Here is a 16,247-nt window from a genome sequence, read left to right on the forward strand (position 1 = left end):
TCAAGAACCGCGCTGGCTCTCATCTCGTGATGTTCCTTCTGATGTGGGTAGCTTTTCCTCCGTTTGGTGTAATAAAAGAGCCAGCGGTTTTTCTGATTGTTTTTCTGAATGATGTCGATAAGCTGCTGTATGTGAAAGCAACATAGAAGCTACCGGTGCTGTTAAAAACAAAAAAAACATCAGCAACACTTCATGAAAAACAAAATAATGGTCCACAAATATTGAATGAAGAAATGAAGAAATAAGAATACTACCAACGCCCCAACTCGTACATACTGAAAGCATATGCAAACGCTTATAAAAATTGGAAAAACGCACCAAACCTATCGTTGCGATCAATGTCAATCCAGACCCTAATATTAAGAAAACTGTGATAGCAATAGCAACCACAAGCGATATATCATCTTTCATTCAATAATCTCCCCCCGCATAAGAAATTTCGCCAAAGCGATGCTTGAGACAGATCCCAACAATCCAATAATGAGAGCTGCGACAAAATAAGTGGTTGTTCCTGAACGAATATCGAATGTAAGAAACAAAAGAATAGTGGTTATATAAAGGGCATCCAAACCAACAATTCTATCCTGCGCCCGTGGACCACGAATCAACCGAAACAGCGCGAAAATCACCGCTAAACTTAAAAAAAACTGTGAAAAGAAAAGCCCCCAATAAAGAATCACCATACTCATAAAAAAATCTCCAAAAGCAATTGCTCATACCGTTGTTTGATCAACTGTTTGTAATCATATCCATTTTTTAAATTTAAGACATGAAGCAAAAGTTCACCCTTTTTACTATTATAGGCAACCCAAGCAGTTCCAGGGGTTGCCGAAAGGATGCATGCTAAAATAGCCAAAGCAGTGCGATTATGAAGCAGAAGAGGTACTACAATAAAACCAGATTTCTGCTCTCGAGACCTTTTTGTTAAAACAAACCAAGCCACCGAAACATTTGAGAATATAGAATCTATAAATACTCGAAAAACGAGACGAAAAACCGCACTCCAGCTTTTAATAACAACCTTCTCCGGCTCCAGAAGCCGTATCATCCAACCACAAAACAAAGCGGTTAAAATCCCTAAAAGCAATTGCCCTAAACTAAAACCATTTAAAATAAGCCACATAAGGACAATGACACCACTGAAAAAAGGGGAAGGACAAAAACAATTCATTTACTTATCTCCCTATTTTCGAGAGAAAAATCCGTTAAAACGCTCCCAATATAGTTTTGAGGTTCATACAAAGTCTTAGCAGTTTCAGACATATAATGACTAACAGGACTGGCTACAATTGTTATAAGAAAACACAAAGCAAGGAGAACGGCAATAGGCGCAAATTCTATCACTTGCACACGAGGAATACGCCCTTCAAGAGAAACCCAAAAAGTTCGGATACCCGTTCGTGTCAATGCAATCAAAGCCGCAAAACCAGAGAGAGTGACAAAAACTACAAAAAGCCAATCTTGGTAAACCGGAAGAGAAGCAGAAAAATCCTCTCTACTGTGGTTTAAAATTGCCATGAACATCATAAATTTAGCAACAAAACCAGAAAAAGGCGGCAATCCAATAATCAAAATGGCACAGATACCAAAACAAGCTCCAAGAATTGCCAAGGTTACTGGAAAATAGATGCCAACTTCATCTTCTTCCTCCTCTTCATCGTCACCATACACCTCCATTGTGACAGCAAGAACATTAGCAGCCACATCTTGACAGCGTTCTACCAACTCTACCAAAAGAAAAAAAGCTCCCAGTGCTAAAGTTGAAGAAACAATATAAAAAAGTGCGCCTGCTGTCAGTGCTGCATTGCCTATCCCGATCGCAGCCAACAATGTGCCAGAAGAGACAAGAACGCTATAAGCTGCCAAACGCACCAAAACTTGGCTCGCCAATACTCCAATAAAACCAATAATCATAGTGGCAAGCCCACCATAAAACAAAACTGTATGACTAAAATGGTTAAAATATTCACTTTCAGGACCAAACCATAGCAACGTTAAACGTAAAATAATATAAATACCAACCTTGCTCAAAAGTGCAAAAGAAGCTCCAACAGGCGCTGCTGCTGCACTGTAAGTTGGCACCAACCAAAAATTAAGCGGCCACATACCCGCTTTAAGCAAAAAAGCAATACCTAAAAGTGCAACACCTATTTCGAACAAAACAATATCTGTAGAAGATATATATTTTATTTTAACAGCCAAATCGGCCATATTAAGAGTACCAACGACTCCATAAATGAGCGCTATACCAACTAAAAAAAATAATGAAGCAACAAGATTAACCACAACATAATGCAACCCTGCACGCACGCGTGTCTGACCAGAACCATGCAAAGCAAGCCCATAGGAAGCCGTTAACATAACTTCAAAAAACACAAATAAATTAAATAAATCGCCAGTCAAAAAAGCACCATTTATCCCCACCATAAAAAATTGCATTAGTGACTGAAAATGAGAACCAGCTTTGTACCAATGAGCCCGCGCAAAAACCAACACGCTAGTCACCAACAAGCTGGAAAGTAAAAGCATCATAGCGCTTAAGCGATCAAGGACTAAAACAATTCCAAAAGAAGACGGCCAATTACCAAGTCGATAAACATCGCAAGCCGGTGCTATTTCAAGAGTACGTATAATCAATAAAATGGCAGTAACGACCAACAGTCCCGCAGAAGAAAGACTGATGAATGATTTAAGTCTTGCACGACGTTCATCATAAAAAAGAAGAAGTGCTCCAGTGATTAACGGCAAAAGAATAGGCAAAATAAGGAGATGATGCACTCCTATTTCCATTATTGCACCTCACGTCCATCAACGTGATCAGAACCCGTTAAACCACGTGAAACCAACAAGATAACTAAAAATAAAGCTGTTGTTGCAAAACCAATCACAATCGCAGTTAAAACCAAGGCTTGTGGAAGAGGATCGACATAATTAGCTGGATTAATAACAGTGGTAGGATCAACAATTGGAGCAGCATTACTACGCGGTCTACTCATTGAAAATATAAAAAGATTAACACCATAGGAGATCAAGGACAAACCAAGAATGACTTGAAAAGTACGTGGACGCAAAACAAGCCAAATACCTGATCCGACAAAAACACCGATACCCAAAGAAAGAACAATTTCCATTAATTTTCCTTCTCTTTTAAAATAGGTTTCTTACCGATTCGGTAACTCCGAATTGACTGGTGTGCAAGTGCAATTAAAATGAGAACAGTTGCTCCTAACACAAGAGAAAGCACACCAAAATCAAACAAAAAAGCAGATGCCATGGGAACTTTCCCAATTAACGGAAGATGAATATATCGAAAAAAGGATGTTAAAAAAGGATATCCAAAAAACCAAGAGCCCATCCCCGTTACGACTGACAATAATAAACCAAAGCCTATCCAACGCAAAGGTAAAACTCTCAAATGCGTTTCCACCCACCGAATATCGCGTGCAAGATATTGTAAAATAAATCCTATAGCCAAAGTAATACCACCGACAAATCCACCTCCTGGCAGATCATGCCCTCGCATGAATAAATAAATAGCAAAAGCGATAATAATTGGAAAGAGCCAACCCATAATAACAGCAGGAACAGCTAAATAATTCAATACTGTATCTCCCACATTTCGATTAGGCTGTGCTATATCAAAGGCTTTCTGGATACGTTGTTGAAAAGGCGCATCAATACTCTCAGGCGCAGGACGAAAACGTCGTAAGAGTGCAAAAACAGTAAGGGAAACAACACCCAAAACCACAATTTCTCCCATAGTATCAAAACCACGGAAATCAACCAATAACACATTCACAACATTGCGACCACCAGCATCTGAGTAAGCATGCGTTAGAAAAAAATCAGAAATCGTTGTACCTTGGGGACGTGTCATCACTGCAAAAGAAAGCCATGCTACACCAGCACCTCCTACAAGGGATATGATGAAATCACGGAAACGACGCAAGCGAACCCAAAAATGAACAGCAGCTGGCCCAGGGTCATGCAAACGTTTAGGCAACCACCGTAAACCAAGCAATAATAAAACGACTGTAACAACCTCAACAACCAATTGTGTTATTGCTAAATCAGGAGCAGAAAGCCATAAAAAGGTTGCACAAGTCATCAAACCAGCTCCCCCTAAAAGCATAAGTGAAGCAAGACGATGAAACTTTGCTCGCCAAGCAACTAAAAGCGCACATAATCCGCCAACCAGCCAAAGAGCGAGAAAAGGAATATCAAGTGGAAAAAGCGGTAATGTCCCCACTGGAATGAAACCATCGCACCAAAGTAAAAGACCAACAAAGGCAAAACAGACCCAAAAAATCCAATGCAATTGGATCTGCAAACGGCGTGTTGACAAAGCAGACTCCACCGCACGGGCCCATTTCCAAGAAATAATTACGAGAATGCGTTCAAAAATACGCGGTCCTTTTAAGTGACGGAAAAAAGGAGCCCCATCATCACAGGATAAAAAATAACGATGCCCAACAGCATAGAGCAATCCGCCCCCTAATAATGCAACAAAGCTCATCACTAATGGAGTGTTAAACCCATGCCAAACAGCCAAACTATAAGGAATTGTCATTGGTCCTAAAACAGACACGACCGCATTATCTAAAATAGGTCCTATTGTTAAATTAGGAAAAATACCAACCGCTAAACAAATAAACACCAAAAGCTCCATTGGTAAACGCATGAAATGCGGTGGTTCATGGGGAGTCTTGGGTAAATTGTCAGGCTTTGGTCCTAAAAAAACGCCATGAATAAAGCGTATAGAATAGGTCACACTAAACAGACTAGCTAGCGTTGCCACATAAGGCGCAATCCAATCGAGCCATGATTCCATATGCGTTTCAACAGCTTCAGCAAAAAACATCTCTTTCGATAAAAAACCATTCAACAAAGGAACCCCAGCCATCGCTGCACTCGCAACTAAAGCAAGAGTTGCTGTGATAGGCATAGAACGATAAAGCCCTGACAGTTTACGCATATCACGTGTTCCCGTCTCGTGATCAATAATGCCAGCAGCCATAAATAAAGAAGCTTTAAAAGTAGCATGATTGGCCATATGAAAGATCGCCGCAACACATGCAAGTGGACTACCAAGACTTAAAAGTGTTGTAATTAATCCAAGATGACTAATAGTCGAGTAAGCAAGCAGTCCTTTCAAGTCTTGCTGAAACATGGAAAAATAGGCACCTAGAAGAAGAGTTGAGAGTCCTGAAAAGCCAACCAGCCAAAACCAAGATTCTGTTCCAGAGAGCACAGGCCATAAACGAACAAGCAAAAACAATCCCGCTTTTACCATTGTTGCCGAATGCAAATAAGCCGATACGGGAGTTGGAGCAGCCATCGCGTTAGGTAGCCAAAAATGAAAGGGAAATTGCGCGCTTTTTGTTAACCCTCCCAATAAAATACAAATAAGGATAGGACTATAAAGAGAACTTGACCGGATCATATCTCCAGACTGTAGCACCTTATCCAAATCAAAACTGCCAACAGTATACCCAATCAATAAAACTCCAATAAAAAGAGCAAAGCCGCCAAAACCTGTGATCGTTAGAGCCATACGCGCACCCTCACGCGCACTTGCATTATGGTACCAATAGCCGATCAGCAAAAAAGAAAAAATACTGGTAAGTTCCCAGAAAACAACCAAAAAGACGAGATTACCTGATAAAACTATTCCTATCATTGATCCCATAAAGGCCAAAAAAAAGGAAAAAAAACGCGGTACAGAATCCGCTGGATCTATGTAATAACGTGAATAAATGACAACAAGCAGCCCAATCCCTGTAATAAGCAAGCAAAAAAGCCACGACAAACCATCTATGCGGAGAATCAAATCGCTTCCCCATTCTGGAAGCCAAGAAATATCTAAACGCACTATGTGGTTTCCGCGAACTTCCGGATAAAGCATTATTGCAAAAATAAGACAGAAAAGTGCGACAACCCCAGCAAACCACGCTTCATTATTTTTTGCTGTCGAACGAAAAAAGCCAATGACAGCACTTCCACCAAAGGGAAGCAAAACGAGCAATACCAACATTGCTTCCCGTGTTGTCATTCTTTAAACTCCATTTTACCTTAATATTTTGTCATCGACAAAACAAAAACTTATATTCTCACCCCCATTCCACACTTAATGATAATAAGATTTAATAAAACTTAAAAGCATTTAAAATTTTTAAAAAAACAATGCTTGCATGAAAATACTGCGCACCACACAAGTCTTCTCTTTATTGTAAGAACAATAACGCTCACGACAAGAAGCAATTAAAATTTTATTTAATTTCTATCCTTTAAAAAAGCGTGATAAACACTGCCTACGCCCCCCATGAAAAGGCTGAAAACTATTATCATTTTTATTATAAGAGCGATAACGCGCAAGGCAAGATTCAATATGTTGTTTAAGCATCCATGGCTCTTTTTTTTCTAATTTTTCCGAAGAAGACATTAAAAACACTTTTTTAGCATCTGGTACAACTTTTAATGATGCGCCTTTTGTGCTTAAGTGCGGTGATGTAATAAATGCCACTTCAGGATACCACCAATTATCACTGTATTTACGATAACCACGCCGATAATGACGATAACCTTTAAAACCATTAAGTTCTCTACGCCCCGTAAAAATCAAAGGCACCGAAATATCTTGGAGAGAGGTCTGAGTAACCAGTTTGGCTTTAGCATCACTCCTATTTTGCCCCCAATTAACAAGAGTGGTTGTTATAATGAAAAAACTGCTAACAAATACAAAAGCTAAAGCATAATATAATTTTTTTTTCATACTCATAACAAAAAACTCAACATAATAAACAACAGTAATTACAGAAAGCCTTTCTCTTGCTGGACAGAAACAGATTCTTTTCTTAAGATTCTTTTTTCTTGAGACATTCTGTTACTCTTTGTACTAAACGTTGATCTTGGTAATAAGATCCTACAAAAAAGAATGAATAAATGATGATAAAAACCCCCTACTATCTTATAGACAAATCGAAACTCATCAAAAACATGCAAACAATTTCTCGTTTACGGGAAATGTCCGGAGCTAAAATTTTACTTGCTTTGAAATGTTTTGCCACATGGAGTGTTTTTGATTTAATGTCTGAGTTCATGGATGGAACCACATCATCATCCCTTTATGAACTGCGTTTAGGAAGAGAAAAATTTGGCAAAGAAACCCATGCTTATTCAGTGGCTTGGGCAGATGATGAAATTGATGAGGCCTGTGGTTATGCAGATAAAATCATCTTTAATTCCATCCAACAGCTTCAACGCTTTTCTGATGCAACAAAAACCATTCAAAGAGGTTTAAGGTTAAACCCAGGAATGAGCGCATCAAATTTTGATCTTGCCAACCCCTCTCGCCCTTTTAGCCGCTTAGGAGAAACAAACCAAAGCGCTATCAAAGAAGTTCTGCCTCTTATCAACGGATTGATGATCCATAACAATTGTGAAAATGCTGATTTTAATCTTTTTAACCAAATGCTTGGGTATATGGAAGAAAAATTTGCAGAACTTTTTTCTGCTGTTGACTGGATAAGCCTTGGCGGTGGAATCCATTTTACGGCTGAAAATTATCCTCTAGAAGCTTTCGCAAAACGCTTAAAACAATTTTCTAAAACTCATGGTGTCACTCTTTTTCTAGAACCAGGAGAAGCTGCTATTACCAAAAGCACCACTTTAGAAGTCAGTGTTCTTGACACATTGTATAATGAAAAGAATCTAGCCATCGTTGATAGCTCAATTGAAGCACATATGCTTGATCTTCTCATTTATCGTGAGAATGCCAAATTAGAACCCAATCAAGGTCCACACGAAATTATGATTTGTGGAAAGTCTTGTCTTGCCGGCGATATTTTTGGAACATTTCAATTTCAAAAACCTCTTAAAATAGGCGATAGACTGTCTTTTCAGGATGCAGCAGGTTATACAATGGTCAAGAAAAACTGGTTTAATGGCGTTACAATGCCTGCTATTGTTCTCAAAGAGTGCGATGGTACATTAACACTTCAACGCCAATTCAGCTATAACGACTATCAGGAAAGCCTTTCATAAAGATAAACCATAAAAAACGTCATACAACAGTATTAAAAAGGAGATGGACCTACAATGAAAAAAAATGTTCTCATTATTGGTGCCGGAGGTGTTGCACAAGTTGTTGCGCATAAATGCGCTCAAAACAACGATATTCTTGGTGAAATTCATATTGCTTCACGAACACTCAAAAAATGTGAGGCCATCATTGCTTCTATTAAAGAAAAAAACACAATGAAAGAACAGGGTGTTTTCAAAAGCCATTCGCTCAATGCCATGAATGTAGAAGAAACTATAAAGCTCATCCAAAAGACCAAATGCGAAATTGTCATTAATGTTGGTTCTGCCTTTCTTAATATGTCTGTTCTTTCAGCTTGTATTGAAACCAAATGCGCTTATATCGATACCGCAATTCATGAAGACCCATTGAAAATTTGTGAAACACCTCCTTGGTATGGCAATTATGAATGGCCTCGACGTCAAGAATGTGAAAAAGCTGGTATAACCGCTATTTTAGGAGCAGGTTTTGACCCAGGTGTAGTGAATTCTTATGCTGCATTAGCGCGCGATGATTATTTTGATAAAATCACAGATATTGATATTATTGATATTAATGCCGGAAATCATGGGCGTTGGTTTGCTACAAATTTTGATCCAGAAATTAACTTCCGTGAATTTACAGGACAAGTATGGTCATGGCAAAATAAAAAATGGACTTCCAATAAAATGTTTGAAATCAGCCATGAATGGGATCTTCCCGTTGTGGGAAAACAAAAAGCCTATATGACAGGACATGATGAAATTCATTCACTTTCCAAAAATCTTGATGTAGAGAATGTCCGTTTCTGGATGGGATTTAGTGATCGTTATATCACTGTTTTTACGGTTCTAAAAAACCTCGGACTCTTATCCGAACAACCAATTAAAACGGCAGAAGGTCAAGAAGTTGTGCCCTTGAAAGTCGTGAAGGCCGTCTTACCCGACCCTTCCTCTCTCGCCCCAGACTACACAGGAAAAACCTGTATCGGAGATCTTATTAAAGGCGAAAAAGATGGAAACTCGAGAGAAATTTTTATCTATAATATAGCCGATCACAAACAAGCTTTTCATGAAACTGGGGCACAAGGCATTTCCTATACAGCTGGCGTACCAGCAGCCGCAACAGCTCTTCTTATTGCCACAGGCGAATGGGATGTTAAAACTATGGTCAATGTAGAAGAATTACCACCCCACCCTTTCCTTAAATATCTTGATCATATGGGGCTTCCCACTTTTATAAGAGAACAACAAGAGGATAAAAAATTACAATTTTAATACCTATAGAAAGCATATAGTTGATTTTTTAAGTTATCACAAAACTGCCCAATGAAAACAAACTTAATATTCTCGTGTAATTATGGTTTTCAAAAAAATTTTAGCTATTCGTTATATTTTGGCAACATTGCGATTTCTTAACAACCCTAAAGAAGAGACATAGCATCTTTTTAAGACATAGCGAGCAATGATCAAGAAAAACAGAGAAGAAAAAACTAATTTAATCACACTGTATAACTTGTCATTATCATCAAAAAGATAGTGTCATAAACAAAAGATATAAAAATACCGCTCTTTTAAAGAAGAGCGGTATTTTGTAGAATATTCAATTCCTCCCCTCTTCATCTTAAATGACAAAGATCCTTAACCTACACCAATCATTAAACAATTCAATTTCTTCGGGTGAATGAATTCCTCTTGGCTTCCCTTTTCATATGATTCATCATCATATATAACATGTTGATTCATAACGCTGAATACTGTAAAATTCTCTTAATCACAAACTCTCTCACATTGAAGCAATTAAAATCTTTTGTCTGCGCATCACAAACAAAGCGAGCGTGTGAGGTAAAATGATAAAAGAACAGAATAAAAATTCTCTTATGAAAACTCTCAAATAATTAAAAGCTTTAGCAATATTGAGAACTGAAAAAGTGTATTATCAATGTCAGCGTGTACTTCTACTAAACATAAAGATGATGGTGCACAATAGGTCTTATAACAGTTTGAATGAATTTCATATATTTCAAGAGAAACTTTACAGCTATACCATTCACGAGCACCATTGCGAAGTAGATTTGGGCATTTTGAGAGATGTCTTCTTAACACAAAGCACGCAGATAGGCTCAGAATCCTATCTTAAATATTTTATAACAGTATAAAAACTACCCCATATATAAAACTTTACATAGACTAAACACCACCGCTCTAAACGATAGTGCACAACAGAATAATCAATCAAAACTGCACAACAGATATCTAAAACAGTAATTATCGAAAAGCATACAACAAACGGAACACTTCAATACAATTGGTTATATTCTTTTTTAAAGTTTTAAAATGTTGTTGCATGCTTCACAAATATTTTCTGCCCCCCCCCGTACTTTTTAAAATTTACTTTTTAAAAGCTTTTTAAATATGAAGTGGTTTAGCAAATGTTGCCAAAGCTGCCTCACGCACAGCTTCTGATAAGGTAGGATGTGCATGGCAACAACGTCCCAGATCTTCTGATGAACCACCAAATTCCATTAAAACTGCAATTTCATGGATCATTTCACCAGCACCAAATCCAAGAATATGCCCCCCTAATACCCGATCTGTTTTTTTATCAGAAAGGATTTTAACAAACCCATCACTCTTTTGCATTGCACGTGCACGACCATTGGCCATAAAAGGAAATTTGCCAACATTATATTCAATGCCAGCAGTTTTTAGATCTTCTTCTGTCCTTCCTACACTCGCAATTTCCGGCTGTGTATAAACAACACTAGGAATAACATCAAAATTAACATGCCCTTTTTGACCTGCCAAAATTTCTGCCACAGCAACGCCTTCTTCCTCTGCTTTATGTGCTAGCATTGGCCCTTTTACAACATCACCAATCGCATAAATTCCTGGAACATTCGTCTGCCAATGAGCATCAATTGCAATAAATCCGCGTTCATCTAACTGAATACCAACCTCTTGTAAGCCAAGCCCCTCTGTATAAGGAGAACGTCCAGTAGCAATAAGCACAACATCAGCCTCTAAAGTTTCAGATTCACCACCTTTGACAGATTCAAAGCTCACCTGAGCAGTTGAGCCAGATTGTGTAACAGCTGTCACCTTAGCACCCGTTTTATATTCAATCCCCTGTTTTTCCATTAATTTCTGAAATTGCCGTGAAACTTCACCATCCATTGAGCCCAAAACTTTATTAAGATACTCAACAATGGTCACCTTAGCACCTAAACGGCTCCAAACTGATCCAAGTTCTGAACCAATGACACCAGCACCTACTACAATCATATGCGTTGGTACTTTTTCAAGTGAAAGAGCTCCCGTAGAAGAAACAATAGTCTTTTCATCAATTTCAACATTCACCCCTGGAATGCCTGAACTCTCTGAACCGGTAGCAATAATAATATTTTTTGTCTCAATTGTTTGTTTATTACCATCTCTGGCAACAACTTCCACATGACCCGCATTCAAAATTTTGGCTGTCCCAAAAAAAGTATCAACTTTATTTTTTTTCATCAAAAAAGAAACACCACTCGTATTGGCTGTCACCACAGCTTTCTTATGAACCATCATTTGTTCAAGATTAAGTTTAGATTTACCAATAGAAATACCAAGCGTTTCAAAACCATGCTGGGTTTCAGAAAACACTTCTGAAGCATGCAACAACGCTTTAGAAGGAATACAACCAACGTTGAGACATGTTCCTCCTAATGTTGTACGCTTTTCAATAATTGCTACTTTAAGTCCCAGTTGCGCCGCTTTTATTGCTGCTACATAACCACCTGGACCCGCTCCGATCACAGCCACATCATAAGACATCCGTTTCTCCTTTCATCCTGAAAACTGTATTTTACAAATCAAGAACAAGGCGTTCCGGATCTTCTAAGCTTTCCTTAACACGCACAAGGAAAGTCACAGCTTCTTGCCCATCCACAATACGGTGATCATAAGAAAGCGCTAAATACATCATGGGGCGGATCACAACTTGACCCTCAACAACCATTGCTCGCTCTTTAATCGCATGCATTCCCAAAATACCAGATTGTGGTGCATTCAAAATCGGTGTTGACATCAACGATCCATACACACCACCATTGGTAATGGTAAAAGTTCCGCCCTGCATATCAGAAACGGCTAATTTTCCATCACGCGCAAGACGCCCCAAACGACCAATCTCTTTTTCAATCTCTGCCAATGACATTTGATCTGCATCTCGCACCACTGGAACAACAAGCCCTTTATCCGTTCCAACAGCAATTCCAACATTGACATAGTTTTTATAAACAATATCTGTCCCATCAATCTCTGCATTAACAGCAGGAAGTTCTTTTAATGCATGACAAACAGCCTTGGTAAAAAAACCCATAAAACCAAGCTTAACGCCATGTTTCTTTTCAAAAAGATCCTTATAACGCTTGCGCAAATCCATCACCGCTGACATATCAACCTCATTAAATGTGGTTAACATTGCTGCTACATTTTGTGCATCTTTAAGACGGCGAGCAATTGTTTGACGCAATTTCGTCATACGAACCCGCTCTTCACGTGTTTCTTGGACAGGAGGTGCCGAAGAACTCGCCGCAGAAGAAGAGGGTGTAGGGGCATTTGTACTTTGTTTTAATCCACCAAGAACATCTTCTTTAAGAATTTGTCCACGTTTTCCAGAACCTGAAATATCGCTTTTTGCAACATTATTTTCAGCCATCAATTTTGCTGCTGAAGGAGAAGGAGGCATTGCACTGCTCAAAGCAGGCTTCTCCGATTCAGATGAAGCCGCTGGAACAAGTGTAGCAGAAGGTGAAAGTGATTGGGAGATACCAGCTTCTCCAGCTTTCACCACTCCTAAAAGAGCATTTACTTCAACCGTATCGCCTTCTTTTGCAATGATTTCAGATAATTTCCCAGCAACAGGAGAAGGAACTTCAACGGTTACCTTATCAGTTTCTAATTCAACCAAAGGCTCATCCATAGCGACAGCTTCGCCAAGTTTTTTAAACCATTTGCCAACCGTTGCTTCGGTAACCGATTCGCCCAAAGTAGGAACACGAATTTCAGTAGTCATAATATTTTTCCATACATCAGAGTAGTAATAAATTAAGAACCTAACGCGTCTTTAAGAAACGCAGCCAGTTGTTCAAGGTGTTTCACCATCAACCCAGAGGCCGGTGACGCACTCGCGGGACGTCCTGCATAACGAGCACGTGAATATTGCGCATTAATATGCGTCAAAACCCATTCCAAATAAGGCTCAATAAATGACCAAGCCCCCATGTTTTTTGGTTCCTCTTGGCACCAAAAAACTTCCGCCTGCAAAAAGCGCGATAACACATTCACCAAAACTTTTGCAGGGAAAGGATAAAGCTGTTCAACACGAAGGAGGTAAACATCATCAATACCCCTTTTTTCACGTTCCTCATAAAGATCGTAATAAACCTTACCAGTACAAAGAACGACACGACGAATCTTATTATCTTTTTGCAACTTAATGACAGAATCTTTGAGACATTCTGCATCATCACGCAACACACGACAGAAACTTGTTTCTGGCCCCATTTCATTGAGAAGAGAAACAGCTCGCTTATGACGTAAAAGTGATTTCGGTGTCATCAAAATCAATGGCTTCCGGAAATCACGCTTAATTTGTCGACGCAAAATATGAAAATAATTTGCAGGGGTTGTACAATTAGCAACCTGCATATTATCTTCCGCACAAAGTTGAAGAAACCGTTCTAAACGTGCAGAAGAATGCTCCGGCCCTTGCCCTTCAAAACCATGAGGCAATAAACACACAAGACCAGACATACGAAGCCACTTACGCTCTGCAGATGAAATAAATTGATCAAAAATGACCTGTGCACCATTAGAGAAATCACCAAATTGTGCTTCCCAAAGTGTTAATCCTCGTGGTTCAGCAAGAGAATATCCATATTCAAAACCAAGAACAGCTTCTTCAGAAAGCATAGAATTAACAACGTCATAAAGCGCTTGCCCCTTTTGTAAATGATTCAAAGGAATATAACGCGCCTCATTTTCTTGGTCATAAAGAACTGAATGACGTTGTGAAAAAGTTCCCCGTTCAACATCTTCACCGGAAAGACGAACCGGTGCTCCTTCCAAACAAAGTGAACCAAAAGCTAAAGCTTCAGCAGTTGCCCAGTCAACACCCTCACCGGTTTCAAAAATTTTAGCACGATTATTTAAAAAACGTTGAATGGTTTTGTGAACGTGAAAATCTGCCGGAATTTCAACAATTTTCTGACCAATTTCCTTTAAAGTTTTTAATTCAACACCAGTTGTTCTAGAATGCTGCTCATCAGAACTACTAAAAGCTTTGAGTCCCGTCCAGCTTCCATCAAGCCAATCAGCCTTATTAGGTTTATAAGAAGCACTTGCTTCAAGTTCACCTTCAAGCTTATCGCGCCATAATTTTTTTTGTTGCTCAATTTCTTCTGAAGTAACCATTCCTTCTGCTACTAATTGGTCACTATAAAGTTGAAGTGTTGTTTTATGATTACGTATTGCTTTATACATAAGCGGCTGCGTAAAGGAAGGTTCATCACCTTCATTATGCCCATAACGGCGATAACAAAACATATCAATAACCACTGGTTTATGGAAAATTTGGCGAAACTCTGTTGCTATTTTGGCAACAAAAACAACTGCCTCAGGATCATCACCATTCACATGGAAAATTGGTGCGTCAATCATTTTTGCGACATCTGATGGATAAGGCGAAGAACGTGAAAAACGTGGAGATGTTGTAAAACCAATCTGGTTATTGATAATAACATGAAGTGAGCCTGCAACACGATAACCTTTAAGACCTGAAAGACCAAAAGTTTCTTGGATAACGCCTTGTCCTGCAAAAGCGGCATCACCATGAATAAGCAATGGCATCACTTTTGAACGCTCACTTAATGGGAGTAAATCAGTATGCGCAGGTCCCATAAGTTGATCTTGTTTAGCACGTGCTTTTCCCATAACAACCGGATCAACAATCTCAAGATGAGATGGATTGGCCAACAGTGATAAATGAACTTTTTTACCATCAAAGTCCAGATCAGCGGTAGTTCCCAAATGATATTTGACATCACCGGATCCCTCCACATCATCAGGCTTGTAAGATCCCCCTTTGAATTCATGAAAAATAGCTCTATGCGGTTTGGCAAGAACTTGTGAAAGAACATTTAAACGACCACGATGTGCCATTCCTAAAATAACTTCCCTAACCCCCAAAGCACTACCACATTTGATAATCTGTTCAAGAGCGGGAATCAGCGCCTCACCCCCATCGAGTCCAAAACGCTTTGTACCTTTATATTTAGTGTCTAAAAACTGTTCGAATCCCTCTGCCTGAATAAGCTTATTCAGAATAGCTTTCTTGTCTTGTTGTGTGAAAGAATTTTTTTTATCTCGCCCTTCAATACGTTCTTGAAGCCATACTTTCTGAACCGGATCAGAAACATGCATATACTCCACACCGATTGTTGAACAATAGGTACGATTCAGAATCTCAAGCATTTGCGGAATAGTTGCATATTCCAACCCTAAAACATTATCAATAAAAATGGGACGCTCGTAATCAGCTGGAGTAAAACCATAAGCTTCTGGAGAAAGTTCCTTATAATCTTCTTGTTTTTCGGCCAATTGAAGAGGGTCAAGCTGCGCATGAAGATGTCCCCGTTCTCGAAACGCACGAATCATCATAATTGCATGAACGGAATCACGTGTTGCACGAATAATATCTTGTTTACTGGAAGTTTTTCCCTTTTGTGCAGCACCTGTTATTGCTTTTTCCTTTAATTTATCGCCAAGATATTTTTCAAGAGAAGACCAATCACCATCAAGAGCAGAAACCAATTCACCCTCTGCTTTTAATGGCCAATGATCACGCTGCCATGTTGCTCCTTCAGCATTTTTAAGAACATCTTCTTTATTATCATGAAGTCCTTCAAAAAAAGCACGCCACTGTGAATCAACACTGGTAGGATCTTTTTCATATTGAGCATAAAGTTGATCTATATAATCCGCATTCCCACCATAAAGAAATGATGTCTGTGCAAAAAGGCTATTTATTTCGTCCTGCCTTGCCATATACTTCTCCGGAACATTTATTCCGTCTCCTTATATCTCTTTTTGACCTTTAAATGCTTACAAACAAGCAGTGATTCGAACATTCAAAAAAGTTTTAC

12 protein-coding genes are annotated in these 16,247 nt (G+C 38.9%); 2 read left to right on the top strand and 10 right to left on the bottom strand.

Annotation, left to right across the window (positions count from 1 at the left end; translation table 11 throughout):
* The 7 genes from mnhG to ACFINL_RS00365 form a co-directional block, all read right to left on the bottom strand.
* Complete coding sequence (gene mnhG, locus ACFINL_RS00335) at positions 1–411, bottom strand: monovalent cation/H(+) antiporter subunit G (RefSeq protein ID WP_375648889.1); 411 nt, start codon at positions 409–411, stop codon at positions 1–3.
* On the bottom strand, positions 408–689 hold the full coding sequence (locus ACFINL_RS00340) for a K+/H+ antiporter subunit F (protein ID WP_375606068.1): 282 nt from the start codon (positions 687–689) through the stop codon (positions 408–410). Before ACFINL_RS00340 ends, mnhG begins: the two co-directional genes overlap by 4 nt.
* The gene (locus ACFINL_RS00345; RefSeq protein WP_375629083.1) at positions 686–1,171 is read right to left on the bottom strand and encodes a Na+/H+ antiporter subunit E; all 486 of its coding nucleotides are present in this window, start codon (positions 1,169–1,171) and stop codon (positions 686–688) included. The genes ACFINL_RS00340 and ACFINL_RS00345 overlap by 4 nt, the downstream gene beginning before the upstream one ends.
* Positions 1,168–2,790 (bottom strand): monovalent cation/H+ antiporter subunit D, encoded by a 1,623-nt coding sequence (locus tag ACFINL_RS00350; RefSeq protein WP_375648896.1) that lies wholly within the window; start codon positions 2,788–2,790, stop codon positions 1,168–1,170. The genes ACFINL_RS00345 and ACFINL_RS00350 overlap by 4 nt, the downstream gene beginning before the upstream one ends.
* The gene (locus tag ACFINL_RS00355; protein ID WP_273790150.1) at positions 2,790–3,131 is read right to left on the bottom strand and encodes a Na+/H+ antiporter subunit C; all 342 of its coding nucleotides are present in this window, start codon (positions 3,129–3,131) and stop codon (positions 2,790–2,792) included. Before ACFINL_RS00355 ends, ACFINL_RS00350 begins: the two co-directional genes overlap by 1 nt.
* Positions 3,131–6,052, bottom strand: coding sequence for a monovalent cation/H+ antiporter subunit A (locus ACFINL_RS00360; protein ID WP_375639901.1), 2,922 nt, complete (start codon positions 6,050–6,052; stop codon positions 3,131–3,133). Before ACFINL_RS00360 ends, ACFINL_RS00355 begins: the two co-directional genes overlap by 1 nt.
* 228 nt (positions 6,053–6,280) lie before the next feature.
* Complete coding sequence (locus ACFINL_RS00365) at positions 6,281–6,778, bottom strand: BA14K family protein (protein ID WP_375648902.1); 498 nt, start codon at positions 6,776–6,778, stop codon at positions 6,281–6,283.
* Between the two features lie 167 nt (positions 6,779–6,945).
* Here ACFINL_RS00365 and ACFINL_RS00370 point away from each other — a divergent pair, with 167 nt between their 5' ends.
* Positions 6,946–8,043 carry a carboxynorspermidine decarboxylase gene (locus tag ACFINL_RS00370; RefSeq protein ID WP_375620959.1) on the top strand — a complete coding sequence of 366 codons (1,098 nt, stop codon included), beginning with the start codon at positions 6,946–6,948 and terminating at the stop codon, positions 8,041–8,043.
* A 54-nt stretch (positions 8,044–8,097) separates the two neighbouring features.
* On the top strand, positions 8,098–9,336 hold the full coding sequence (locus ACFINL_RS00375) for a saccharopine dehydrogenase NADP-binding domain-containing protein (protein WP_375648908.1): 1,239 nt from the start codon (positions 8,098–8,100) through the stop codon (positions 9,334–9,336).
* 1,131 nt (positions 9,337–10,467) lie between these two features.
* On the opposite strand, the gene lpdA is transcribed toward ACFINL_RS00375, so the two are convergent.
* Genes lpdA through ACFINL_RS00390 form a run of 3 tightly spaced genes read right to left on the bottom strand, consistent with a single transcriptional unit; the run spans position 10,468 to position 16,149 of the window.
* Complete coding sequence (lpdA, locus tag ACFINL_RS00380) at positions 10,468–11,874, bottom strand: dihydrolipoyl dehydrogenase (protein WP_375648914.1); 1,407 nt, start codon at positions 11,872–11,874, stop codon at positions 10,468–10,470.
* A 31-nt stretch (positions 11,875–11,905) separates the two neighbouring features.
* The gene (gene odhB, locus ACFINL_RS00385; RefSeq protein WP_375611324.1) at positions 11,906–13,117 is read right to left on the bottom strand and encodes a 2-oxoglutarate dehydrogenase complex dihydrolipoyllysine-residue succinyltransferase; all 1,212 of its coding nucleotides are present in this window, start codon (positions 13,115–13,117) and stop codon (positions 11,906–11,908) included.
* Between the two features lie 32 nt (positions 13,118–13,149).
* Positions 13,150–16,149, bottom strand: a complete 3,000-nt coding sequence (locus tag ACFINL_RS00390) for a 2-oxoglutarate dehydrogenase E1 component (protein WP_375648920.1) — start codon at positions 16,147–16,149, stop codon at positions 13,150–13,152.
* Positions 16,150–16,247: the final 98 nt, after the last annotated feature.

Origin of the sequence: Bartonella sp. AA78NXGY, assembly GCF_042197005.1 — a bacterium.
Lineage (GTDB): Bacteria > Pseudomonadota > Alphaproteobacteria > Rhizobiales > Rhizobiaceae > Bartonella.